At 73.6% G+C, this 25,445-nt stretch carries 14 protein-coding genes; 12 read left to right on the top strand and 2 right to left on the bottom strand.

What is annotated here, in order from left to right:
• Positions 1-42: 42 nt before the first annotated feature.
• Genes ACH4T9_RS24715 through ACH4T9_RS24695 form a run of 5 tightly spaced genes read left to right on the top strand, consistent with a single transcriptional unit; the run spans position 43 to position 12,823 of the window.
• Positions 43-900 (top strand): DUF4132 domain-containing protein, encoded by an 858-nt coding sequence (locus ACH4T9_RS24715; RefSeq protein ID WP_396673722.1) that lies wholly within the window; start codon positions 43-45, stop codon positions 898-900.
• A gap of 5 nt (positions 901-905) precedes the next feature.
• Entirely contained in the window at positions 906-5,954 is a 5,049-nt protein-coding gene (locus ACH4T9_RS24710) for a hypothetical protein (protein ID WP_396673721.1), read from the top strand.
• 37 nt (positions 5,955-5,991) lie between these two features.
• A complete protein-coding gene (locus tag ACH4T9_RS24705; protein ID WP_396673720.1) occupies positions 5,992-7,182 on the top strand; it encodes an AAA family ATPase in 1,191 nt (396 codons plus the stop codon).
• Positions 7,179-10,913 (top strand): DUF5682 family protein, encoded by a 3,735-nt coding sequence (locus ACH4T9_RS24700; RefSeq protein WP_396673719.1) that lies wholly within the window; start codon positions 7,179-7,181, stop codon positions 10,911-10,913. Before ACH4T9_RS24705 ends, ACH4T9_RS24700 begins: the two co-directional genes overlap by 4 nt.
• Positions 10,910-12,823, top strand: a complete 1,914-nt coding sequence (locus ACH4T9_RS24695) for a hypothetical protein (protein WP_396673718.1) — start codon at positions 10,910-10,912, stop codon at positions 12,821-12,823. Before ACH4T9_RS24700 ends, ACH4T9_RS24695 begins: the two co-directional genes overlap by 4 nt.
• A 131-nt stretch (positions 12,824-12,954) precedes the next feature.
• Here the strand turns inward: ACH4T9_RS24695 and ACH4T9_RS24690 are convergent, their stop codons facing one another.
• Both ACH4T9_RS24690 and ACH4T9_RS24685 read right to left on the bottom strand, forming a co-directional pair.
• Positions 12,955-14,187, bottom strand: coding sequence for a trypsin-like serine peptidase (locus ACH4T9_RS24690; protein WP_396673717.1), 1,233 nt, complete (start codon positions 14,185-14,187; stop codon positions 12,955-12,957).
• Positions 14,188-14,453: 266 nt separating this feature from the next.
• Complete coding sequence (locus ACH4T9_RS24685) at positions 14,454-15,641, bottom strand: ROK family transcriptional regulator (RefSeq protein WP_396673716.1); 1,188 nt, start codon at positions 15,639-15,641, stop codon at positions 14,454-14,456.
• Positions 15,642-15,929: 288 nt separating this feature from the next.
• Between ACH4T9_RS24685 and ACH4T9_RS24680 the strand changes: the two genes are divergently transcribed.
• The 7 genes from ACH4T9_RS24680 (at position 15,930) to ACH4T9_RS24650 (ending at position 25,270) form a co-directional block, all read left to right on the top strand.
• Positions 15,930-16,745: an ABC transporter permease gene (locus ACH4T9_RS24680; RefSeq protein WP_396673715.1), complete on the top strand. Its 816-nt coding sequence runs from the start codon at positions 15,930-15,932 to the stop codon at positions 16,743-16,745.
• Positions 16,742-17,524, top strand: coding sequence for an ABC transporter ATP-binding protein (locus tag ACH4T9_RS24675; protein WP_396673714.1), 783 nt, complete (start codon positions 16,742-16,744; stop codon positions 17,522-17,524). The genes ACH4T9_RS24680 and ACH4T9_RS24675 overlap by 4 nt, the downstream gene beginning before the upstream one ends.
• On the top strand, positions 17,521-18,516 hold the full coding sequence (locus tag ACH4T9_RS24670; RefSeq protein WP_396673713.1) for an aliphatic sulfonate ABC transporter substrate-binding protein: 996 nt from the start codon (positions 17,521-17,523) through the stop codon (positions 18,514-18,516). Before ACH4T9_RS24675 ends, ACH4T9_RS24670 begins: the two co-directional genes overlap by 4 nt.
• Before the next feature lie 29 nt (positions 18,517-18,545).
• Positions 18,546-19,958: a sulfatase gene (locus tag ACH4T9_RS24665; RefSeq protein ID WP_396673712.1), complete on the top strand. Its 1,413-nt coding sequence runs from the start codon at positions 18,546-18,548 to the stop codon at positions 19,956-19,958.
• 110 nt (positions 19,959-20,068) lie between these two features.
• On the top strand, positions 20,069-20,380 hold the full coding sequence (locus ACH4T9_RS24660; protein WP_396673711.1) for a YidH family protein: 312 nt from the start codon (positions 20,069-20,071) through the stop codon (positions 20,378-20,380).
• Entirely contained in the window at positions 20,380-20,700 is a 321-nt protein-coding gene (locus tag ACH4T9_RS24655) for a DUF202 domain-containing protein (RefSeq protein WP_396673710.1), read from the top strand. The genes ACH4T9_RS24660 and ACH4T9_RS24655 overlap by 1 nt, the downstream gene beginning before the upstream one ends.
• Before the next feature lie 208 nt (positions 20,701-20,908).
• Entirely contained in the window at positions 20,909-25,270 is a 4,362-nt protein-coding gene (locus ACH4T9_RS24650) for a S8 family serine peptidase (protein ID WP_396673709.1), read from the top strand.
• Positions 25,271-25,445: the final 175 nt, after the last annotated feature.

The raw sequence follows: 25,445 nt of genomic DNA, 5'->3' as shown, positions 1-25,445 counted from the left end.
TTATGAAATCTGACTAATTTGTCGCTGCGGAGGGTGTTCCTGATGAGCTGGCTACCGGCGGGAGACTCGTACGAGATCTCTCTCGTGGACGGAAAGGTGGCGGCCCGGTCCACCGGCCCGCGGGCAGCCGGCCGTCCACTGAAGACCCTGCCGAAGGCGCTGCGCGACAACCCCGAGGTGGACCGGCTGCGCCAGCTCGCCCAGTGGCTGGACCGGCACACCGCCGAATGCCTGGCCCGGGTCGACGCCTGGGTGACGTCCTCGCTGCCGGTGCCGACCGGGCTGCTGGCCCGGGTCTGGCCGGACCCGGCCTGGCGGGACGCGCTGCGTGACCTCGTCGTGCTCGGGGACGATCCGGCCGAGCCGGGCTTCCTGCGGGACGTCACCGACACCGGTGACCTGCGCGTGGTCAACCTCGACGGGGAAACCGTCCGGTTCTCGCCGGCCAGCGCCACGCTGCCCCACCCGGTGCGCCTGCCCGACCTGGCCGACCTGGCCGAGTTCGCCGACGAACTGGACGTCATCCAGCGGGTCGAGCAACTGCACCGGGGCACCTGGGGCAGGCCCGCCAACCTGAAGGACCGTGACACCACGATCACCGACTTCCGCGGCGCCACGGTCCCCAACCGGCTGGCCGCCCGGGCTGCCACCCTCGGCTTCCGGGTCTCCGGCTCGCAGGTCAGGTGCCGGGTCTGGGAGGCAGGCCGCACGGTCGAGGCTGCCATGTGGTTCGACGAGGACTACTGGGACTCCGAGGCGACCCTGGGCGTGCTCTCCTGGTCGGTCGTGGATGGCCCGACGCTGCGGTTGACCGAGGTCGGGCCGGTGGCCTGGTCGGAAGGAATGCGGATGGCGACGGCCCTGTCCGGCGCCGTGACCGGAACGGGGAAGAAGGGGTGACCGGGATGACGACCATGTCGGGCGAGAATTCGGCCGAGAGCCTGCTGACCGCCGGCGCGGTGCTGCCGACCGGCACCGCAGGGGCCGGCGACCGGGCGGTGCCCCTCACCGCCCGCACCTACCGGCACCCGGCCCTCGACGATCGTGTGGTGGTCCGCCTCGTCGACGCAGCCCTGGGCGAGGGCGAGGACATCGCCGTCGGGTTCCTCGGCCTGGCGCCGGGTGCCGAGCCGGTCGTCGTCGGGCTGGGCCCGCGCCGCCCGTTGGCCTTTCCGGAGTGGGTGCTGGTTCACCACCCGGCGGACGGCCGGCACGCGTTGGCGGTGGTGCCGGAGTTGCAGAAGCTGGCCAAGCAGGTGCGGTCGCGGCCGAAGGCCGCCCTGGACGGGCACCAGAGCATGGCCGACCGGTTCGTCCGTACGCTGCCGCACCTCCTGCCGACGTTTTTCGAGCAGGCGGCGCGGGTGTTCCTGGCCGCCGGGCAGGACACCTACGCGACGCAACTGTTCAACAAGGCGCGCAAGGCGGAGGCGCAGCACGGCCTGCCGGTCGACCTGAACCGGCTCGACGAGGTCTACGTGGAGTTCGCGTCGGCCAGGGTGGTGTCCGCGACCGCGTTGGCCGGCTACGCGAAGGAGCTGTCCGCCCAGTTGCCGGCCGAGGAGGCGCTGGAACGGTTCTGCCGGCTGGCGCTGCGGTCCGCGGCGGCAGGGGTGGTGCCGTCCACGCAGTCGGCCAACGCGGTGAACCGGCTGGTCCGGGCCGCCACCAAGGCCGCTGGCAGGGCCGGCGCCACCGCCGTCGCCGACCGCGAGGCGGCCTACCTGACCGAGCTGCTCCGGCTGCCGGTGGCCGTTGAGGCGCCGGCCGGCTGGTGGAAGGCGCACCTGCCGGCGGTGACGGCGCTGGCCGGCCGCGACCCGGCGATCCGCGGCAGCCTGCTCGATCTGATGCCCACCGACCGGGACAACCTGGTCACGTGGCTGGCCCTGTTGACCGACACCGGTGCGCTCGCCGGACTGTTCGACCCGGACGCGCCGGACACGGCCCGCCCGCAGGACGGCCCCGTCGGCTGGCTGCGCCGCTTCGTGGGCCGGGTCAACTCCGGCCACCACCGCGGCCGGGTGTCGGAGCTGTACCCACTCGTCGAGCGGATGGCCGACCGGCTGCGCGTTGAACTGGCCGACAGCGGCGAGACCCTCGCCGCCGACGGCGACCTGGACCTGCTCGACCTGCTGCTCGCCCTCAACCTGCCGGTGGCCCCGCCGAAAAAGGGCGACTCCCTGGACCTGGCCCATTGGGCCACGGTCGAGGGAACGCGGGATCTGCTCGCCGTGGCCGGTGACGACCGGTTCACCGGGGCCCTGCGCCGGGGCCTCGACCAGCTCGACGACCAGCAACACGCCCTGCGCCGGATGGCTGGGACGCCGGGCATCCGGCCGTTGCTGACCGACTGGCTGCGGGCCCGGATCCGTGACCGGTTCGCCACCGGACTGCCGTATCTGCCGGAGTCGGTGGACTGGCTGGACCGGCTCCCGGTCGAGGCGCTGCGCCTGGTGTCCGACGACCTCGGCCGGGCCGGTGACCCCGGTCAGGGCGACGACCTCGGCCACGCCCTCGGCGTCGACCTCGCTGAGCGCGTCGCCCGCACCCTGCGCGGCGGGCTCATCGACGAGCTGGGCTGGCCGGACTGGGAGCTGGCCTGGCAGGAGGTGACCGGCGGCGACCACCGGGTCGAGCTGACCCGGCAGGAAGCCTGGCCGTACGTGATCCTGGGCGGGCCGACCACGGTGCGCGTGCTCGGCGCCGAGGGCATCGTGCTCCGCCACGACCTGCGCATCCCGGCCGGCGACATGTGGGACCAGCCCGGCTACCACTACGTCGACGGCCACCTGCTGGTCTTCTGGCGTTCCCGGGAGCTTCGCTACGACCTGCGCGGCTACTGGCACTCGTCGCCCGGCGACCCGCAGCCCATCCTCGGTCGCCAGCAGCGCAGGAACCAGATCACCCTGCCGCTGGCCGGCGGCGGGCGGACCACCGGCGACGGCGTGCTGCACGTCGGTGACACCGCTGTCCCGGCGCAGCTGCCGGTCATCACCGACGGCACCTCCCACTGGGTCTACCGCTCCAGCGAGGACGACGGCAACTACGGTTGGCACGAGTACGATCCGGCCAGCAACACCCACGGCCGGCGCAGCCTGCCCCGGTTCCTGGCCGACCTCCCGATCGGTGGAAGCCACCTCAAGGAGTCGGCCAGCTGGCTGCGGCCGGCCCTGTCCGACCGGGCCACCCCGGCAGCCGTGCCGGTGGACGGCCTGCTCGGCTGGCGGGTGGTCACCCTGCCGGACGGCTCGGTACGCGGCGAGGACCTGGCCGGTCGCACCGTCACCGTGGCCCCGGGACAGGAACCGATCGCGGCGTTGGTGCTGCCCGGCGACGACCGGCCGCGGGCCGTCCTCAAGGGTCTCGTCCTGGTCGACCCGGACGGGGCGGTGTCGGCCGCCGCCGGGCGGCCGTCCAGCCGGAACTACACCCCCGCCGCGGTTCCGCTGCCCGAGCTGAGTTTCCTCGGCAACATGCTGCCCCGGGACCCGGCCGGCTCCACCGCGCTGCGCCGGATGGACCGGGACACCGCCGCCGTGCTGCTCAAGGTCGCCCTCGACGAACGCCGCGCCGCCCTGGCCGAAGAGGCCGCGCGGGCCGCCGCCCAGGCGGCGACCCGGCCCCGGTTGACCGCTGCCACGCAGGCCATCACCGGCCTTCCCGTCACCGTCGGGGCGTCCATGATCGGCGCACCCGCCGGCACTCCCGGTTCCGGACCATCCACCTCCGGCGGGGACGACAAGGACGCGCTGGTCGAGCTGGTCCGCTCGACGTTGCCGGCAATCAGCCACGACGCGGTGCTGGCCGGGGTCGCCGGGGTGCTGCGGCTGGCCGCCCGGGTGCGCACCGACCTGGACACGGCGACCGAGCGACTCGCCAGGTCGTTGTCCGCCCCGAAGACGGTGGCGCCGGCGGCCACCGCGACCGGACCCACCGACGAGCAGCTCAACCTGGCGCTGGACGGTCTGCGCGGCTCGGTCCACAGGGCGGGCGGTTCGACCCACGCCTTCACCCAGTTCCAGGCGTTCGCCGCCCAGCGGTCCGCCACCACCGGGAGTGAACCCGCCGTACGGCTGCACCTCGACGGGCCGTCGCTGCCGGCCGCTCTGGACTGGTGGCCCCTGCTCGGCGGTGTCGCGGCCGTCGCCTACCGGGCCGTCACGGCGGTCACCCCCGACGAACACCGGGAGACGCTGCGCGCCCTGCTCACCGAGCTGGACCGGCTCGACCTGAGCGCGGCGGCCGAACCGGCCCGGTGGCGCCGGTTCACCCTGCACCTGCTGGACGACGACCTGAACAACCCCGACGGCACGCGCCGACACCCCAGGTCGGGCATCCTGCCGTTGCCCGACGGGGCGTTCATCGCCATCCTCAACTCCAGTGGCACGGCCACCGGCTACCGCTTCGAGGCGCTGCACCACGACCCGGCCGGCGCGTTCGCCGTGCCCGAGCCGTACACGGTGCAGTCCTCGGCGCCGGTCGGTGACGAACGGTCGGCCGGCTGGCTGGCCGGTTTCCTCACCGAGTGGGCCGCGCGCGGCCCGCTGCCCTGGCGGCCGGAGGCGGCCGAGCAGTTCGCCGAGCTGACCGGCGTCACCCCCACCGCCGCGAAGCTGGTGCTGGCCGGCCTGCCGTACGCGGACTCGGCGAACACCGTGCCGACCGAGTTGCGCAGGGCGCTCGGGGTCAAGCAGGCCGGCGAGGTCAAGCTGGCCTTCGGGATCCTGAAGGAGGCCGGCCCGCAGCTCCGGCGGGCCGTGGTCTCGGCGCTGCTGCCGGACGACCCGGCCCGGCTGTGGACCGACGGTCCGGCCGTGGCCGCCGCCGCGGCGGTCTGGAACACCGCCCTGGGTCGGCGGGTGGTGGTGCCCGAGCAGTTGCTCGCCGAGGCAATGCGCGCGGTCCGAACCGGCTGGGGACCGGCGAAGGCGTTGCCGGCGCTGCTCGATCCGGCCCGCTCGGTCGAACTGCGCACCGACCTGGCCTTCGAGATCAGGGGCGACCGGGCCCGGCAGGTCGACGGCCGGGCAGCGGGCTTCACCGGTGAGGTGCTGCGCTCCACGATCGCCCTGGCCGCCTGGGTCGCCCACCACGCGCCGGCCGGCGACCCGTGCCGGGCCGCGTTGCCGGCCGCGCTGGCCGTGATCCGGGACCGGCTGGCCAACCCCGGCCTGCTGCTCGACCTCGACCAGTACGTCTCCCTGCCCGACTTTCGCCAGGTGGCGGGCACCCCGTCGGAGACCGGCCCTGGCTGGGAACGGTACGGCGCCATCGTCCTGGCCACCCACGACAGCCAACCGTCGCCCGCGCTGCGGTCGGACCTGCTCGACGCCGACGGGACGGACCCGTACCTGCCTGCGCTGCGGTCGGACGCGGCCAAGCCGTACCCGATGGAGGTGGCGCTGCGCCTGGTCCGCGACCCGCGGTTCGCGGCGCTGCTCGGCGACCCGGGGGAGCCGGGCGCCGACGCGCGGGCGGCGGACGGGACCTGGTGGCCGCAGGATCCGACCCGGTCGGTGCCCGACCTCGTCGCCGAGGCGGCCGGGGAGCACGGCCTGGACGCCGACGCGGCGGCGGTGTACCTGATGCTGTTGGCCATGCCGGACCCGACCGACCGCAACACGGCGAAGTGGACCGGCTGGAAGCCGGCCCGGCTGAAGACGGCCCGCGCCGAACTGGCCGGCACCGACCTGGTCATCGAGGCCAGCCGGTCCCGGGCCGGACGGTCGCTGTTCCTGCCCGGCCCGTGGCTGGAGCGCGGCAGCGGACAAGCGCCGATCGAGGGCTGGAAGACCGCCCTGTTCGACCTCGCACCCGACGGTACGGCCGGGCTCGGCGTGACCGTGCCGCTCGAACCGGCCGCCGACCTCTACCGGCGGGCCTGGCAACGCCTCCGCGACGGCGACCGGCCCCGGTTCGACAACCTGCCCACCCGCGGCACCCGCCGCTGACCCCCCGTCCGAACCAGAAAGAGATCGAGGAACATCAGTGACCGTGACGGAACACGTCCGCCCCGCCGCGGCGGCGGAGATCGCCGCCCAGGTCCTCTCCGCCGAACAGCGGTACGCCGACGAGCTGGACTTCCTGGCCGCGTACGACGACGGGGCCCGGCCGCCGGGATGGGCGCTGACCCCGCGCGCCGTGGTCACCTTCATCCAGGGCAGCGACGGCGAGGCGTTGAAGCTGCCCGCCGACCGGCGCGCCGGCCCGGCCGACACCGAACTGCCGGCCAGCATGACCATTCCGGCGAAGTTCGTCGGTGAGCGGAGCCTGGTCGAGCGGTGCGTGGTCACCCTGGCCGGCGAGCGGGGCCTGCTGCTGGTCGGCGAGCCCGGTACCGCCAAGTCCATGCTGTCCGAGCTGCTGGCCGCCGCGGTCTGCGGCACCAGCGCGCTGACCGTGCAGGGCACCGCCGGCACCACCGAGGACGCGTTCCGGTACGGCTGGAACTACGCCCTGCTGCTCGCCCAGGGCCCGACCCCGCAGGCGCTGGTCGACTCGCCGGTGCTGACCGCGATGCGTACCGGCCGGGTGGTCCGGATCGAGGAGGTCACCCGCTGCCTGCCCGAGGTGCAGGACGCGCTGGTGTCCCTCCTTTCCGACCGGCGGATGAACGTGCCGGAGCTGAGCGGCACCTCCGACGGCCTGATCCGCGCGGCACCCGGGTTCACCGTGATCGCCACCGCCAACCTGCGGGACCGGGGCGTGTCGGAGATGTCCTCGGCCCTCAAGCGCCGGTTCAACTTCGAGACCATCCACCCGATCTCGGACGTGGACACCGAGACCGACCTGGTCCGTCGGCAGGCCACCGCCGCCGTGCAGCGCGCCGGCGCGGCCTACACCGTGGACGACGCGGTGCTGGACGCCCTGGTCACCGTGTTCCGCGACCTGCGTTCCGGCCGGTCGGGCGAGGGCTGGGACGTGGAACGGCCCGGCACGGTAATGTCCACCGCCGAGGCGGTGCAGGTGGCGGCGTCCCTCGGGTTGGCCGCCGCGTACCTGCCCGGCGGGGACGCGCTCGACCTGGTGCCCGGGCACCTGCTCGGCGTGGTCCGCAAGGACGACCAGAACGACCACGCCCGGCTGCTCGGCTACTGGGACGGCCCGGTCCGCCGCCGCGCCGAGGACGGCTCGGCGATGTGGCGCCGGCTCTGGGACCTGCGGGAGAACCTGCGGTGACGACCCTCCCCAGCACGTCGACCGGTGCGGTTCCGCCGACCGTCGACCCGGTGGCGGTCGAGCCGACGACGGCCGACCCGCGAACCGTGGTCGACGCGCTCGCCGGTTCGGTCCGGCCGTACCTGATCGGGGTGCGGCATCACAGCCCGGCCCTGGCGGCGGTGCTCCCGGCACTGCTCGACGCCGCCGGGGCCGAGGTGGTCTGTATCGAGCTGCCGGCCGACTTCCAGCGTTGGCTGCCGTACCTGTCCGACCCGGCCGCCCGGGCCCCGCTGGCCCTGGTCGGCAGCACCGGCGCGGACGGGCCGATGGGCTTCTACCCGTTCGCCGACTTCTCCCCGGAACTGGCCGCGATCCGCTGGGCCCGGCAGCGCGGCGTCGAGGTGGTCTGCTGCGACCTGCCGCTGGCCGACCCCGGCTGGACCGCCGACACCACCGACCCGGCTCCCGGCTCGGACCCGGCCCCCGGCTCGGAGCCGACTGCCGGGTCCGGGCCGACCGCCGGCGGCGACCCCGCCCCGGACGCCGGTGAGCCGGTGCCCGGCCTGCGCCGGTCCGGCTACGCCGCCGCACTCAGCGCCAGCGGCACCGGTCGGGACGGCGACGACCTGTGGGACCGGGTGGTCGAGGTGCGTGCCCCGGGCTGCTCGCCCGAGGCGGTCCGCCGGGCCGCCCTCGCCGTCGGCTGGGCGATGCGTACCGACAGCGGCGACGGCGTACCGGCCCGGGACCTGGCCCGCGAGCGCCACATGCGCCGGGTGCTGGCCGAGGCCGGCGCGGACGGTCGGCGGGTCGCCGCCGTCATCGGCGCATTCCACGCCCCGGCCCTGCTCGTCGCCCCGTCGACCGACACCGACACGGATGCCGACGCCTGCGGCGGTCCGGCCCGGACGGCCGGCGGTGCCGCCCCGGCCGGTTCGGTCCGGTCCGTGACGACCCAGCGCGGGCCGGCCACCACCCCCGACGGCGGCACGGCGGTCACCTCGCTGGTGCCGTACGCGTTCGACCTGCTCGACGCCCGGTCCGGCTACCCGGCCGGGATCCGCGATCCACGCTGGCAGCAGTCCGTCTTCACCGCCGCCGGCGACCCGGAACGGATCCGGGCCGCCGCCGCCCGGGCGGTCACCGACCTGTGCCGGGAACTCCGCTCGGCCGGTCACACCGCCGGTACCGGCGAGGCCGCCGAGACGGTACGCCTGGCCGGCGACCTGGCCCGGCTTCGGGACCTGCCCGCCCCCGGCCGGGGCGAGGTGCTGGAGGCGGTGACCACCGTGCTCGGCCAGGGTGAACTGCTCGGCCGCGGCCGAGCGCTGGCCAGGGCGCTGGAGACCGTGCTGGTCGGCGCCGAGCGGGGCCGGATCGCCCCCGGTACGCCCCGGTCCGGGCTCGGCCCCGCGGTCGAGGCGGAACTCGCCGCGTTGCGGCTGCCCAACCCGGACAGCCCGAAGTCCCGCGAGGTCCGGCTCGACCCGCTGCGTACCGAGCTGGACGGGCGGCGGGAGATCCTGCTGCAACGCCTCCAGGTCTGCGGCGTCGGCTACGGCGAGCCGATCGCGGTGTCCGGCACCGGCGACGGCGCCGCCCTGACCACCCGCTGGCAACCGGCCTGGACGCCGTCCGTGGCGGCCCGGCTGGACCTGGTCGGCGTACGCGGGGTGACCGCGGCGCTGGCCGCGGCCGGCACCTTGCGGGAGCGGTTCCGCCGGGAGGTCGCCGACGGCGGCCCCACCGCCGAGCGGCTGCTGACCGGGCTACGCGACGCCGCCCGGTGCGACCTGCCCGAACTGGTCACCGACCGGCTCGAGCTGGCCGCCACGGTGCTGCCGGGCACCGGCACGCTGCCCGAGCTGCTGGCCGCACTGGACCTGCTGGAGGCGCTGCGCCGGGAACACCTGCCCGGCACCACCGCCGACGGCCGGGCCCGGGCGGCCGAGCTGGCCGTCGTGCTGCTGGACGCGGCGGTCCGCGGGCTGCCCGGCCTGGCCGGCAGCGACGCCGCAGCCGACGCCGCCGCGCTGGTCGACCTCGCGGTCCGGGCCGGCGAGGACCGGATCGGCCTGCGCCTGGACGAGGCCCTCGGCTACCTGGCCCGGGCCGGTTCGTCGCTGATCCAGGGCGCGGCCCTGGCCGCCCGGGTGCTGCTCGAGCTGACCGATCTGGAGACCCTGGGCACCCGGGTGGCCGGCTGGATCGACGCGGCGACCGGACCGGACACCCGCCGGCACCTGCACCGGCTGCTCGGTGGGCTGCTCACCGCGGCGCACCCGCTGCTGCAGTCCGCCCCGGCCGCGCTGGACCCGCTGCTGGAGCGGATCGAACGGCTCACCGACACCGAGTTCCTGGACCGGCTGCCGGCCCTGCGTGGCGGGTTCGACGTGCTCACCCCGGCGGCCCGGGGTCGGCTGCTGCACACCGTCACCGAACGGCTGGGTGACCGGCTCGATCTGGTCCTGTCCGCCCCGCCCGAGCTGCTGGCCCGCTGGGCCGCCGCCGACGCGGCCGGCCGGGCCGCCCTGGTCGCCCGCGACATCCCGTTCCCGGGCACGCCGACCGGCTCCGCCGACACCCCCGCCGCCGACCCCGCCGGCGTTGAACCCGGGCCGGAGACGCCGGCCGCCCGGCTCACCCCCACGGACCGGTGGCGGCTGCTGCTCGGGCGGCAACCCGACCGGTTGCCGGCCGATGCCCGCCGCTATGCCCGCGCCCTGGACGAGCTGTACGGGGCGGGCCAGGGCGAGGGCGTCACCGACCTCGGCCAGGCGGCCGGCGGCGGCCAGGAGGCATCCTTCCCGACCGCGCGCGAGTGGGCCGACGAACTGGAGGCGCTGTTCGGCACCGCGGTACGTGAGGAGGTCATCGCCCGAGCGGCCGAGAGTGGCCGTACCGACGTGCTCGCCGAGCTCGACCCGGCCACGGTACGCCCCTCGATGGAGCTGCTGACCTCGGTGCTGTCGCTGGCCGGTGGCCTGCCCGAGGGGCACCTGGCCAAGCTGCGGCCCCTGGTCCGGCGGCTGGTCGAGGAGCTGACCAAGCAGTTGGCCACCCAGGTGCGTCCGGCGCTGACCGGGCTGACGAACCCGCGTCCGTCCCGTCGTCCCGGTGGCCGGATCAACCTCGCCCGTACGCTTCGGGCGAACCTGGCGCACACCCAGCGGCTCGGGGACGGCCGGACGGTGGTGGTGCCGGAACGTCCAATCTTCAACACCCGGACCCGCAAGGAGGCCGACTGGCGGCTGGTGCTGGTGGTCGACGTGTCCGGCTCGATGGAGGCGTCGGTGGTGTGGTCGGCGTTGACCGCCGCCGTGCTGGCCGGGGTGCCCACCCTGTCCACCCACTTCCTCGCCTTCTCCACCGAGGTGGCCGACCTGACCGACCGGGTCGACGACCCGCTGTCGCTGCTGCTGGAGGTGCGCGTCGGCGGCGGTACGCACATCGCCGCCGGGCTGGCCCACGCCCGCTCGCTGGTGACCGTGCCGAGCCGCACCATCGTCGCGGTGGTCAGCGACTTCGAGGAGGGCTACCCGCTGGCCGGGCTGCTCGGCGAGGTCCGCACGCTGGCCAGTTCCGGCGTGCACCTGCTCGGCTGCGCCGCGCTGAACGACAGGGGAGTGCCCTGCTACTCGGTGCCGGTCGCCGAGCAACTCGTCGCGGCGGGGATGCCGGTCGCCGCTCTCAGCCCGCTCGAACTCGCCCGCTGGGTGGGCGACCGCATCCGCGGAGGATCACGTTGACGGACCGCACACCCACCGCCGTGGACACCGACCGGTTGCCGCCGGTGCTGCCGGGGGTCGCCGCCGCGGCGGTGGCGGCCCTGCCTCCTCGGCTGCACAAGCGGCTGGACGCCACCGTCGGACGGCTGGCCGGTGTACCGGTCCGCCGGGTCGACGGCGGCGTATCGGTCGACTGCGGCGCCGAGGCCCTGGTCACCCTGATGCCCGGACCGACCGGCGCGGTCACCGACCCGCTCCAGGCGCGGTGCAGCTGCCTGCTGGCGCCCCGCTGTCTGCACCGGACGGCGGTCCTGGTCGCCTGCCCGATCGCCGACCGGGCCACCCATCCCGATCTGTCGTCCACCGCCGCATCGTCCACCCCGGACAACTCCGGCGTGGCCACCGGGCGGACCGGAGGCCCGGCTGGCCCGGCTGCCGGTCGTACCAGCCGGAGCACGGCACCGACGAAGGCGCAACGGGCCGCCGCGAGCGCGCTGTGGCGGGCAGCCGCCGCGGTGCTCGCGGCCGGCGTGCCGGCCGCCGGCGCGGTTCCCCAGGCCGAACTGCTGCGGGCCGCGCACAGCGCCCGGCTGGCCGGCCTGCCGAGGGCCGAGAGCGCCGCGCTGCGCACGGTACGTGGCCTGCGCGCCCATCGGGGACGACAGGCCGGCCACCGGCTGGCCGAGCTGGTCGAGGTGCTGCACGACCTGCTGTACGTGGCCGGCCGGCTGGCCGCCGGCGATCCCGACCCGGCGCTGGTCGGCATCCTCCGGCGGGCCTACCAGCCGGACGGCACGTTGGAGGTGTACGGCGTCTGCCGGGAACCAATGATCAGCGCGACCGGATACGCCGGGGTGGTCACCCACCTGGTCACCGCCGACGGGCGCCGGCTCTCCTTCGGCGACGTGAAACCGGGCGGCCCGGACCGGGCACGGGACTGCGCCCGGGCGGTCACCGAGATGGGCGCGGTCGCGGTCAACCACTCGGTGCTGGCCCGTGGCGGCCTGCGGATCACCGGCACCACCGTCTCCCCGGACGGCCGGCTCGGCGCCGGCAAGGGGGTCCGGGCCAGCCCGCTCACCGGGACCGACTGGTCCGCCGGACCGCTGGCGGAACTGTTCGCCCGCCCGCTCGCCGAGGTGGTGACCGCTCAACTCGCCGCCGACGACCCGGAGGACCCGGCCCGGGCCGGGACCGCGCTGGTCGGCTGTGACCTGATCGTGGTAGGTGCCGTCGGTGACCAGGTGCTGGCCCGCGAGCTGGCCCCCGCGACCGACGTCGGACCGGACCGTGCGCCTTTGCCGGACGGGCCGGTTATCCGGCTGGCGCCGGTAAACTCTCACCCGGTGCTGGCCCACGTGGCCAACCTGCGGCGGCTCGCCTCCTGGCCGGGCCTGCGGATCCGGGTGGTCGGCCGGCTGGACCCGGACCGGGCCAGCACGCTGCACCCGCTCGCGGTCGGCCCGGTGCCCGGTGCCGCCGCGACGCTCCGGCTGCCGGCAGGCTGGCACGGCCGGGTGGACCTCGGCTACGACGAGATCCAGGGCAGCCATCTACCGCCGCGCGAACCGGCCGCGATGACCGAGCCGGTTCTCGCCGTCGAGGCCGACGCGGTTGCGGAGTCCCCGCTGTGGCGGGTCCGCCGGCTGGTGGAGCTGGCCGTCTCCGGCGGTCGCCGCGCCGTCGCCGAGGCGGCCCGCGGCGAGGGCGGGCTGGCTGGTCCGCTGCGCCGCGCCGGCTTCACCACCGCCGCCGCGGTGGCCGCCGCGCTCGCCGACGAGTCCGACCGGCGTGGTCGGGATGCGTTCGGTCGGCTCACCGATCCCGACCCGGACCGGTACGCCTGGGCCTGGCTCGCCGTGACCGCCCACCTCGCCGCCACCGAGCGGGAGCTGATCCGGTCCTCCTGGACCGCCCCACCCGTCGGCTGACCTGCCGGAATCAGGGGTGACTGAGCTCCGGGCCGATGGGTGGCAGGCCAGGTGACCGCGAACCCGCGGATCACCTGGCCCCGGCGCCCGCCCGAGCCCCGGGCGGCACCGACCCTCCCGGACGGCCGTCCTCAGCCGTTGTTGTCGATCAGGCTGGCGATCTCGTTGTAGATCAGGTGTGCCTTCGCGCCCTGGTTCGACGGGCAGCCGCCTAGGTGGTGCAGGGCGACCACCCGGTGGCTGGCGTTCAGCACCGGCGAGCCCGAGTTGCCGCCGGAGGTGTCACAGCTGTAGCTGATGTTCGAGGTGTTGTAGTTCGCGTTCCGCACGCTGCACGTCGTGCCGTTCTGGGTGTCCTCGTAGATCGACAGTCGCTTCGGGCTGCCGTCGCCGTGCCCCGGGATGTAGATCCGGGTGCCGTTGGTGGTGGCGGTCGTCGCCAGGTACAGCGTGCCGAACGCCTGGATGGTGGCGAAGTTGTTCACCGAGTACAGGGCGTAGTCCAGGTCGCCGGAGCCGCCGCTGCTCACCTTGTGGAGGGTGGCGCCGCTCACCTTGGTGCCGGCGCCGGGGTTCGCGCCGCCGCAGGTGGCGCACTGGTAGTTGAACTGCATCTCGCTGCCGCTGACGGCGGACTGCGTGGAGAAGCAGTGCTTGTTGGTCAGCATCCGGTTGGTGTTGCCGACCCGCCAGGTGGTGCACATCCCACCGCCGCTGATCAGCAGCCGTGCCGCCGCCCTGCCGCGGGCGTACTCGGTGGGGTGGCTGCTCTGGTAGCAGACCACGTCGCGACGAGCGTCGGTGCTGCAGACGGACTGCGTGGAGAAGTTGTGCTCAGCGATCTCCGCGCGGTCGTAGCCGCGCCAGAACCGGTCGATGGTCGCGGCGTTGCCACGGGAAAGGCGGCTGCTGTGCAGCGTCACCACCGCGGTGTCGCCCTCCACAGACATCGCCCAGAAGCCCGGCTGTCCGTCGGTGGTGTAGTCCGAGCCGGTCGCCCGGTTCAGGTTGCGGTCGTACCGGTGGCTCTCCCGGCCGTCGGGGCTCGACACGGTCACGTGGTCGCCGGGGGCCAGTCGCAGTGAGCTGAAGTGCACCTTGACGTACGACGCACCGGGATGCCGGATGATCTGTTCCCGGCTGCCCCCGGCGTAGGACAACGAGCCGCCGACGGTGCGGAGCTCACCGACGGTGGTGACGCCCTCGGCCGAGAACTGGTCCGATTCGGGTGCCCGCTCGGACTGCGGTGCGAGAGGTTGAACCGGGTACGCCTCGGCGGCGGGTACCGACAGGAAACTCAGCCCGAGTGTGCAGGCGCCGAGCGCGACCGCCGCCGTTCGCAGACGGCGCAGGGTGTGCTTCATCGTCGCTCCTCTCCAGGAACCAGCACCCAGACGTGCTTTCAGCCTTCATACCCGAGCAAGCCAATACATGCAAATGTATCTATTGCTTTGCGCTGCGGGCGTTGTCCCGGCACTGCCCGCGCCCCAGCTCACGGATGGTACGAAGGCGTCGGTCGACGCGACGTCGACCAGGTCGGTGCGGAGGTGGTCGGCGTCGGCCCGGCCGACGAGCTCGCGCAGTAGCGCCGCCGCCGGCCAGCAAGGTGTGGTGGTTCGACGCGCCGGTCCTACACCGTGGGGAGGGCCGGCAAGGGCTCGGACACGTTGAGCCGTAGGGCGGCCGCGACCGCGCCCAGAGCGCCGCCCTCGTCGCCGAACTGGGCGGTCACGACGTCCAGGCGGCGCGGGTGACGGGGGATCGCCAGCTGACCGATCGCCGCCCGCACGGGCTCGAGCACCGCGTCGCCGGCGTGGGCCAGGGTGCCGCCGATGGCCACCTTGCCCGGGTCCAACTGCACCACCATCCCCGACAGGACCCGGCCGAGCAGCGTCGCGGCATGCCGGACCACGTCCTGGACGGTCGGCTCGCCGGCGCGTGCCCGCGCCACCAGGTCGGACGGGTCCGCGACGGTGACGCCGCGGCGGGCGCACCGCTCGATGAGGGCCGCCGGGCGGATCAGCAGCTCGAGGCAGCCCCGGCCGCCGCACGGACAGGGTTCGCCGTCGGGCTCGACGCTGACATGGCCGATCTCGCCGGCGGCGCCGTGGGCGCCGCGGGCGAGTCGGCCGTCGACGATCAGCCCCCCGCCCACGCCGTCACTCCACCGGACGTAGATGGCGTCCCGCACGTCACGGGTCGCGCCCCAGGTGCCTTCGGCCAGCGCCGCCAGCCGTGAGTTGTTGTCGGTGACGACGGCGACGCCGTACCGGTCCTGGATTCGCGCGCTGACCTGCTTCGCGGCCGCCGAAGGGCTGCCGCCGGCCGGACGGCCCCGGTCGGTCACCAGGCCGGGCAGGCCGAGGCCGATCGCCTCCAGCGCGCGCAGGTCGATGTCGTGCTCGTGCACGAGGTCGTCGGTCAGCTTGATCGCCGCGTCGGCGCGCCGGGCCGGGCCCGCCGTCAGCGTGACAGCGCGGCTGCCACGGGCCAGGATGTCGTGGCTGAGGGTGGCGACGATGACGGTGATCGTCGCCCGGCCGAGGTCGATGCCGATGATCTGACCGGCGGACGGGTTGAGGCTGACGGTCGTGGACGGGCGCCCCCGGCCACGGTGGCCGGAGAGCGCCGGCTCGCGCTCGACGACCACGCCGCGGGCGATGAGGTCGCCGATGATGTCGAACAGCGTGGTGCGCGACAACCCGGTCAGCCGGATGAGTTCGGCCCGGCTGAGCGGGCCGGCGTTGCGGAGCTGGGCAAGCAGGGTCTCGGTGTGCGCGAGCCGCACGCGTTGCATGGCATCCGGGCGTTCGATCACCGCACCATCATGACCGACGCCTCCGCCCGCGTGCCGGTCCGGCGGCGTGCGGCGCAGTGGCCCGTCGGGCAGCCCTGCGGCGGGGGCGGGCGTTTGTCCCCCTGCGTCACCCATGGGCCGGTGTGGCCGGAGGCCGGCGGCCTTGCGAGCACGGGGCAGCGGTCTGGGCTCGGCAATTTTAGTCCGAAGGGTTGACAGGATTAATCACGGCGCTCAAGATTCCCTTACCTTGAGCGCCGCCTCCCGGGCATGGGCGCCGACATCCGCCCTGGGCTACGGAGGACCACCGTGCCGATAGACGTTCAGCCGCCCCGGACCCGCGGGCCGGAAACCACCCGCGCGGCGTCCCCGCCGCGCCGCGCCGTGCCGCTGCTGGTGTGGAACGTGCTTGCCGTCGTGCTCGGCATCGGCATCTGGACCGTGCTCGCCCGGGCCGGGGTGTCGGGCCTTCCCGGGCCACGGGCGGTTGCCGTCCGCGCCGGGGAACTCGCCATGGACGGCACCCTGCTCGACGACAGCCTCGCCAGCCTGCGCCGGGTGCTCATCGGATTCGCGCTCGGCAGCGCCCTCGCGGTGCCGGTCGGCTTCCTCATGGGCTGGTACCGCACGGCGCGCGGCCTGATCGAGCCCTACGTGCAGTTCTTCCGCACGATCCCGCCCCTGGCCGTCATCCCGCTGGCCATCCTGCTGATGGGCATCGGGGAGACCCCGAAGATCTTCGTCATCTTCCTGGCCGCGTTCCTGTCCTGCGTCGTGTCCACGTACCAGGGCGTGGTGGGCGTCGACGCCACCCTGATCAACGCCGCCCGGGTGCTCGGCGCCGGGGACGCGGTGGTGTTCCGCCGGGTCGTCGTTCCCGCCTCCACCCCGTTCATCCTGGTCGGCATGCGCGTCGGCCTCGGCGCGGCGTGGGCGACCCTGGTGGCCGCCGAGCTGATCGCCGCGCAGGAGGGCCTCGGCTACCGCATGCAGCAGGCTCAGATCTACTACGACCTGCCGAGCATCTTCGTCGGCCTGATCACCATCGGCGTGCTCGGCCTGATCATGGACCGGCTTCTGCTCGTCGCGGAGAAGCGCCTCACCGGATGGCAGGAACGTCGATGACCGAGAAGATCTCCTTCCGCTCCACCAGCCGCGTCTTCGACGTGGGCGGCAAACCGTTCCACGCGCTGCAGGACGTCGACCTTGACATCGCCGACTGCGAGTTCGTCACCGTGGTCGGGCCGTCCGGCTGCGGCAAGTCGACCCTGATGAACATCGCAGCCGGCCTGATCGAGCCCACCGGCGGTGAGGTGCTCGTCGACTCGCGGCCGGTGAGCGGGCCCAGCCCGCACCGCGGCGTCATCTTCCAGCAGTACGCGCTCTTCCCCTGGCTGACCGTGCGCCAGAACGTCGAGTTCGGTCTCCGCATCGCCAAGGTCGCGCGGGCCGAGCGGCGACGCCGGGCGCAGCACTTCATCGACCTGGTGGGCCTCACCGACTTCGCGGACGTGCTGCCCCGGATGCTCTCCGGCGGCATGCGGCAGCGCTGCGCGATCGCCCGCGCCTACGCCGTCGACCCGGGCATCCTGCTCATGGACGAGCCCTTCGGCGCCCTCGACGCCCTCACCCGGGTGCAGTTGCAGGATCAGCTGCTGGCCACCTGGGGCTCCGAGCGACGCACCGTCATGTTCATCACCCACGACGTCGACGAGGCCGTCTACCTCGCCAACCGGGTCGTCGTCATGGCTGCCAGGCCGGGGCGGGTGTACGAGGTCATCGACGTCGACCTGCCGTACCCGCGTACCGAGGCCGTCCGCCTCTCGCCGGAATTCTCGCGGATCCGCAATCGGGTCTGGCGCGCCGTCTACCACCAGACCCCTCAGGAAGGTGCATCACAATGAGCCCTCTGTCCCGTCGCGCCGTTCTGGCCGGCCTCGCCGGCCTCGGAACCGCCGCCGCCCTCGCCGCCTGCGGCGACGACGAGCAGTCCGGAGCCGCCGGCGGCGAAGCGGTCAAGTTGGGCTACATCGCGGACTTCACCGGCGCGAGCCTCATGGCGATCGCCGAGGACAAGAAGCTGTGGGCCCAGCACGGCCTCAAGCCGGACCTGAAGGTCTTCACGAACGGGCCCCTGCAGGTGCAGGCGCTCGGCGCCGGCGACCTCGACTTCGGCTACCTGGGCCCGGGCGCGATGTGGCTGCCGGCCTCCGGAAAGGCCCGCGTCGTCGCCATCAACTCGCTCGGCTTCGCCGACCGGGTCATCGCCCAGCCGGGCATCACCTCCATCGCCGCGCTCAAGGGCAAGAAGGTCGGCGTGCCGGAGGGCACCTCCGGCGACATGATGGTGCGGCTGGCTCTGCGCCGCGCCGGGCTCTCCATCGACGACGTCCAGAAGGTCGCGATGGACGCCAGCACGGTGGTCACCGCGTTCGGCTCCGGCCAGATCGACGCGGCCGGCATCTGGTACCCGCTCATCGGCACGATCAAGAAGCGGGTGCCGGGCCTGGGGGAGCTGGCCAAGAACGAGGACTTCTACCCGGACATCAGCTTCCCGTCGGCCTACGTCGGGCGCAACGACGTGGTGACCGGCAAGCCGGAACTGGTGAAGAAGGTGATCGCCGTGCTGCGTGCCGCCAACGACGAGCGGGCGGCCGACGTGGACGGGGCCGTCGAGCTCACCGCGAAGTTCCTCAAGTCGGCACCGGTCGACCAGCTGCGCGCCGAAGCCACCAACGCCCGGTTCCTGACGTCCGCCGAGCTTGCCGCCAAGTCCACCGACGGCACCGTCGCCGGGTGGCTCACCAGCCTCAACGGGCTCTTCAAGGACCTCGGCAAGCTGCCGAACGCGGTGGACCCGAGCACCTACTACGACGCCGCCGCGTACGCGTCCTGAGCCTCAACCGCTCCAGAAAGGAACAACCCGTGCGGCCCAACATCGTCTTCATCATGGCCGACGACCACGCCGCGCACGCCGTGGGCGCCTACGGAAGCAAGATCAACGAGACGCCGCACATCGACCGCATCGCGGCCGGCGGTGCGCTGCTGGAAAACTGCTTCTGCACCAACTCGCTCTGCGCGCCCAGCCGGGCCACCATTCTCACGGGTACCTACAACCACGTCAACGGCGTGCAGACGTTGTCGACCGAGTTCGACAACCGGCAGCTCGTCTTCCCCGAGTTGCTGCGCCGCGCCGGCTACCAGACGGCGCTGATCGGCAAGTGGCACCTCGGGCACGGCCCGGAGCACGACCCCCGCGGTTTCGACCACTGGGAGGTCGTGCCCGGCCAGGGCCGCTACCGCGACCCCGTCTTCATCGGGATGGACGGCACCGAACGGGTCCGTCCGGGCTACTGCACGAACATCATCACCGACCTGGCCGTGGACTGGCTCGACCAGCGCGACCCGGAGCGCCCCTTCTGCCTGCTGGTCCACCACAAGGCGCCGCACCGCAACTGGGAACCCGACGACAAGCACCGCGACATGTACGTCGACGACGTGGCCGTGCCGGGCTCGTTCGACGACGACCACTCCGGGCACGCCGCCGCCGCCCGGGCCGCCCGGATGCGGGTCGACCGGGACCTGACCGCCCACGACATCAAGGAGATGCTGCCGCCCCACCTGGATCCCGACGAGGCCGCGCTCTGGACCTACCAGCGGTACATCAAGGACTACCTGCGCTGCGTCGCCAGCGTCGACGACAACGTCGGCCGCCTGCTCGACTACCTCGACGAGCACGGCCTGACCGACGACACCATCGTCGTCTACACCTCCGACCAGGGGTTCTTCCTCGGCGACCACGGCTGGTACGACAAACGGTTCATGTACGAGGAATCGCTGCGGATGCCGTTCATGATCCGCTACCCGGCGGAGATCCCGGCCGGCTCCACCAACGACGCGCTCACCATGAACGTCGACTTCGCCCAGACGTTCCTCGACTACGCCGGCGTGCCGGCCGACCCCCGCATGCAGGGGCGCTCGCTGCGGCCGCTGCTACGCGGCGAGGCCGTCGGCGACTGGCGGCAGTCGGTGTACTACCGCTACTGGGAGCACGACGACGACGAACACCACGTGTGGGCGCACTACGGCGTGCGCACCCACGACCACAAACTGGTCTACTACTACGCCGACGGGCTCGGCCTGCCCGGCACCTCCGCGACGCCGCAGGAGCCGGAGTGGGAGCTGTTCGACCTGCGAGCCGACCCGTGGGAGATGCGGAGCGTCTACGACGACCCCGCGTACGCCGAGACCCGGGCGGCGCTGACCGAGGAGCTCGCCCGCGTCCAGCGGGAATGTGGAGACACCCCGTGGCAGCCCCCGGCGCCGGTCGCGGGGTGACGGGCGGGTCATCTCCCACGCCGGTCGGCCCGGGCGAGCGGACAGGGCCGGCCGGCCGGAGCGAGCCGACAGGACCGGCCGACCGCCGTTGGCCGCGCCGGGTCTACGGGTTGGGCACGGAGCCGGACCCGCGGTTCACCCTCGCCAACGAACGCACGTTCCTCGCGTGGCTGCGGACCGCGCTGGGCCTCATGGTGGCCGCCGCGGCGGTCAAGGCCTTCGGTGCGGACGACTCGCAGTGGGCGGCGGTCGTGCTGGCGGTGCTCGCCGTCGTGGTGGCTGCCGAGGCGTTCCCCCGGTGGAGCCGCAACGAGCGGGCGCTGCGGCTGCAGCTACCGCTGCCGTCCACCCCCGTCGCGGTCGCGTCGGCGGTGGGGGTGGTCGCGGCCGGCGTGACGATCGCCGTCGTGGTGCTGACCTGATGGAGCTGCAGCGGCACGCCGACCGGGGCGCGCAGGCCGAACGCACCCTGCTCGCCTGGCTGCGCACCGCGCTGGCGACTGCCACCGTGCTGGTGGCCGTCGGCCGTGAGCTGCTGCCGCGTCATCCGTTCGCCGCAGCGCTCGTGCTGGCCTGCACGCCGGTCGCGGTCGCGGTGGCCGCCCTGGCCCGACGCCGGTACCGCACCGTCCGGCTGCCCACCCACCTCGGGCCCCCGGAGGGCGCCGCCCTGCTGGCCGCCGGCAGCGCACTGGTCGTGTCCGGCGGCGTGGCGGTCCTCGCCTACGTCCTCGCCCGCTGAGGGTGGGCCCACGCGCACCACCTGATGACGCGCGGTCGTCCGGCGAGGCCCCGGTGGGGTGAGCCGATTGATGTAGGTCATTGCCGAGCCTCTCGTGATCACTTAGGTTGTCACACGATCGCACCCTGTCGCACTGAGCACCTCCCCGCTCTGGTGAGGCCGCGAGACACGGACCAATCGCGCCGATCGGTGACATAAGGAGCTCACGGTGGCCCAGCCGCTCTATCGAAGAACCTTCCCAACCCGCAGGGCGAGCACTCGGCTGGTCGCGTCGGTGGCCGCAGGCATCCTGCTGCTCGCCGCGACCGCCGTTCCCGCCGCTGCGGCGCCCTCCCGCCTGCCGCTACCGGACGGCCAGGAGACACCTGCGGCACCCGCGGCGCCCGAGCGACCGGCACCCGAGCTTCCGCAGCCCAAGAGCGGGCTCTGGCTGTTGCGGATGGACAAGCCGTCGTTGGTGGCCGCTTCGAGGGCGACCACGGCACGCACCGGCAGGATCGACCCCCGGTCCGCCGCGAGCACCTCCTACGCCAAGGAGTTGGCGCGGCAGCAGGACGTGCTGGTGGACGAGATCGAGACCGCCCTGGGCCGCTCCGTGCGGGTCGCCCACACGTACCGGAACGTGATCAACGGACTGGCGGTCGCGGTCAGCGCGGACGAGGCCCAGCACCTGTCCGACCTGCCGGGAGTCGCCGCGGTCGTACCCGATGAGGCACTCACCCTGGAGACGGACACCAGTAACGCGCTGATCCAGTCGGCCGCCGTCTGGCAGGGACAGACCGCGGGGGAGGTCGCGACCCGGGGCGAGGGCGTCATCGTCGGAGTCCTGGACTCCGGGGTGAATCCCGGACATCCGTCGTTCGCGGCGGTGGACGGCGACGGCTACCGGCACACCAACCCGTTCGGCACGGGCAACTACGTCGGCGTCTGCGCACCGACCCACCCACGCCCCGAGGCGATCTGCAACGACAAGTTGATCGGCGCCTGGTCGATGGCCGCCGGCACCAACGCCCGAGACGACCACGGTCACGGCAGCCACACCGCCTCGACCGCCGCAGGCAACCGGCACCAGGCGACCATCACCGTCGGCGCGGACTCGCACACCCTCACCATCTCCGGGGTCGCACCACGGGCCAACATCATCTCCTACAAGGTCTGCGTGACGACGCTCTGCAACTCCTCGGCGACGATCGCCGCGGTGGACCAGGCGATCACCGACGGTGTGGACGTGCTCAACTACTCGATCTCCGGGCGCGACAACCCGTGGAACGACCTCGTGGACCAGGCGTTCCTCGAGGCCTACTCGGCCGGCATCTTCGTCGCCGCCTCCGCCGGCAACAACGGCCCGGCCGCCGGCACCGTCGCGAAGACCGCGCCGTGGAACATGTCCGTCGCCGCGGTCAGCCACGAGCGGGTCGTCGCCCACCGGCTCGACGTGACGGGGCCGACGCCGGCCCCGCCGGCGCTCACCGGCGTCGCCGCCGTGCTGGGGGAGGGCTCACCGAGCCCGCCCATCGAGGGAGAGATCCGGTACGCGGGCACGGTCGACCCGGACAACGCGCAGGGCTGCGCGGGCTTCCCGTCGGCGGCGTTCAGCGGCAGGGTCGCCCTGATCCCCAGAGGCGGCTGCGACTTCTCCGTCAAGGTGCGCAACGCCGCCACCGCCGGCGCCACCGGGGTGGTCGTGCACACCCAGTACGGCGGACCGCCGCTGACCATGGGCGCACTCACGGGGAGCGCCATCCCCGCCGTGATGGTCAGCCTCGCCGACGGGCAGCGGCTGCGCGCCCACCTGGCCGCCACCGACGGGCCCGTCTCAGTGCGGGTGGGCGCCGGCAGCGAGGTGCTTCGCGACGGGGACTGGACCGACGTGGTGGGCGACTTCAGCTCGCGCGGGCCCAGCCGGTTCGACATGCTCGCGCCCACCGTCGCCGCCCCGGGCCGGAACATCCTCGCCGCCACGATCGGGGCGGCCGGCAACCCGGCCCAGTACACCTTCATGCAGGGCACGTCCATGGCCTCGCCGCACGTCGCCGGCGCCGGCGCGCTGCTGGCGGCCCTGCACCCGGACTGGTCACCGACGCGGATCCGCTCCGCGCTGGCGGTCACCGCAGACCGCGACGGGGTGGTGAAGGAGGACGGTGTCACGCCAGCCGACGCGTTCGACATCGGCTCCGGCCGGATCAACCTGGGGCAGGCCGCCCGCACCGGGCTCGTGCTCGACGAGACGGCTGAGAACTTCGCCGCGGCCGATCCCGAGTCCGGTGGCGACCCGCAGACGCTGAACCTGCCGGCCGTCATCGAACACCACTGCCTGAAGGTCTGCACCTTCACCCGCACGGTGTCCAGCGTGGCCACCGTGGACGCGACCTACCGGGCGGCGGCGCAGGCCCCGGCCGGAGCCCGGATCACGGTCACGCCGACGCAGTTCACGTTGGCGCCCGGCGCAAGCCAGGAGCTGACCGTCACCCTGGACGTCACCGGCACACCCCGCAAGGACTGGCTCTTCGGCGCGATCAACCTGACCACCGACGCCCGGCACGGGTCGGACGGGCAACCGATCGCCCAGGCGCACTTTCCGGTCGCCGTCCTGCCGGCGTCCCCGGACCTGACCCTGGACCCGGCCACGCTGAGCAGCAGCCTGGATGTCGCGCAGACCGATAGCCACACCGTCAAGGTGGGCAACGCCGGCGGAGCCGAGCTCACCTGGCAGGCAACCGGCGACGGTACCGGCTGCTCCTGGCCGGCATGGGCGAAGGTGACGCCGGCAAAGGGAACGCTGGCCCCGTTCAGCAGCCAGGACATCAAGGTCACCCTCGACTCGACCGGCCTCGACGACGGCGGCGTGTTCCGAGCCGACCTGTGCCTGGCCAGCAACGACCCGAAGAAGCCCACACCGGCGATCGCGCTGGAACTGACGGTGGTGCCGGTACCGAAGATCGAGGTGGCACCCCGGTCGCTCTCGGCCCGGCAGCCGGCCGGCATGGTCACCAAGCAGTCGTTCACGGTACGCAACGCCGGGCACGGAGTACTGGACTGGCGGCTCGACGACCCGAACGCGGGCCCGGACGACGAGCGTATCCGGCTCCTGCGTGACGGCGTCCTGTTGATCCCCAACTCGGGCAGCGCCACCCGCGGGGTGATGGCGTTCGATCCGCACTCGGGGAACCTGATCGACCCGCAGTTCATCCCGCACACCGCGTTCGACCCGTCCACCAACCTGTACACGCCGTTCCAGATCATCGCCAAGCCGGACGGCAGCGGCTTCCTCATGTCCGACCAGGTCAACTCGGTGATCACCGAGCACGGCCTGGACGGCAGGTTCCGCCGCGTCTTCGCCCCGACCGCAGGCGTGCGGGACCCGGCGATCATGACCAACACCCGGGGCATCGCGCTCTCCCCGCGCGGGACCGTCCTGGTCACGGTCGCCAACGGGGACAACGCCAACTCCGTGGTCGAGTTCGACGCCGAGGGCAAGTACCTGGGCAGGTTCGTCGCGCCGGGGGCGGACGGGCTCAAGGGGCCGTGGTCGATCCTCTTCCGCGGCGACGACATGCTCGTCTCGGCCAGCGACAGCGACGCCATCCACAGCTTCAGCAAGGACGGCTCGCGCGCCAATGCCCGCTTCTTCAGCGGGCTGAGTTGGCCCGGCCAGCTCGTGGAGCTGCCCAACGGCAACGTACTCGCGGCGAGCTGGGGCAGTGGCTCCACCGCCGGAGTCTGGGAGCTGGACCGTGCCGGCAGGCTCCTCGGCGTCTACGCGCCCGGCGGCAGCGGCTACCAGGGCGTCCACCCCCTCGGCAACGGCAACATCCTGACCACCAGCTCGCGCGGTGTTCACGAGATCGACCGGGCCAATCACCTGGTCGGGGTCAAGAACGACAAGGGCGCGGCCCGGTTCATCACCCACGTACGGCTGCCGGACCTGCAACCATGCGTGACGCCTGACGAGGTGCCGTGGCTGAGGACGACGCGCATCGCCGCCGGAACCGGTGCCGGCCAGGCCAGCGAGGTGACGATCTCCCTGGACAGCACCGGGCTGGCCGCCGGCACGTACCGGGCCCAGCTCTGCGTAACCAGCGACGACCCCGCCAACTCCCTGGTGACGCTCCCGGTGAAGCTGGAGGTCACCGACCAGACCTGCGGCCAGGTGGTGAGCGGCGAGCACCGAGGCCCGTTGCTGGTCCGTGCCGCAGTGACCTGTCTCGCGCCGGGTGCCAGGGTGTTCGGGCTGGTGAGCGTCGAGAAGGGCGCTGGACTGGTCGCGCTCGACGCCGCAGTGACGGGACCGGTGGCCGCCGCCGGGGCCTCGGTGGTGGAGCTGACGAACAGCCGGGTCGACGGTCCGGTCTCGGTCACCGGTGCCACCGGCCGGGTCCTGATCGGCGGGACCCGGGTGACCGGGCCGGTCAGCCTGGTCGACAACCGTACCGGCGGCACCCCGATCCTGGTTTCCGGAAACCGGATCGACGGGCCGCTGCGGTGTGTCGGAAACCAGCCGCCACCGGTGAACGGCGGGGCGGCGAACACGGTCGGCGGCCCGAGGTCGGGCCAATGTAGTGGACTGTGATGCGGCGTCCGAGATAGCCCGTCGGTGAGGTAGCCGGATCCGCCGGTGTGGTCGCGGTCGCGGCCACACCGGCGGGTCACCGGCGCGCAGCCCGGCTTTCCCCTGCACGCCCTCGTCCCGGGCTTGAGCAACGCGACGTTCTCACGCTCAGCGAACGACAGATGCCGGCCCGACG

It is taken from the genome of Micromonospora sp. NPDC020750 (assembly GCF_044334565.1).
GTDB lineage: Bacteria > Actinomycetota > Actinomycetes > Mycobacteriales > Micromonosporaceae > Micromonospora.
The sequence above is the reverse complement of the archived record's forward strand: the minus strand, read 5'-3'. Positions and strand labels throughout refer to the sequence as shown.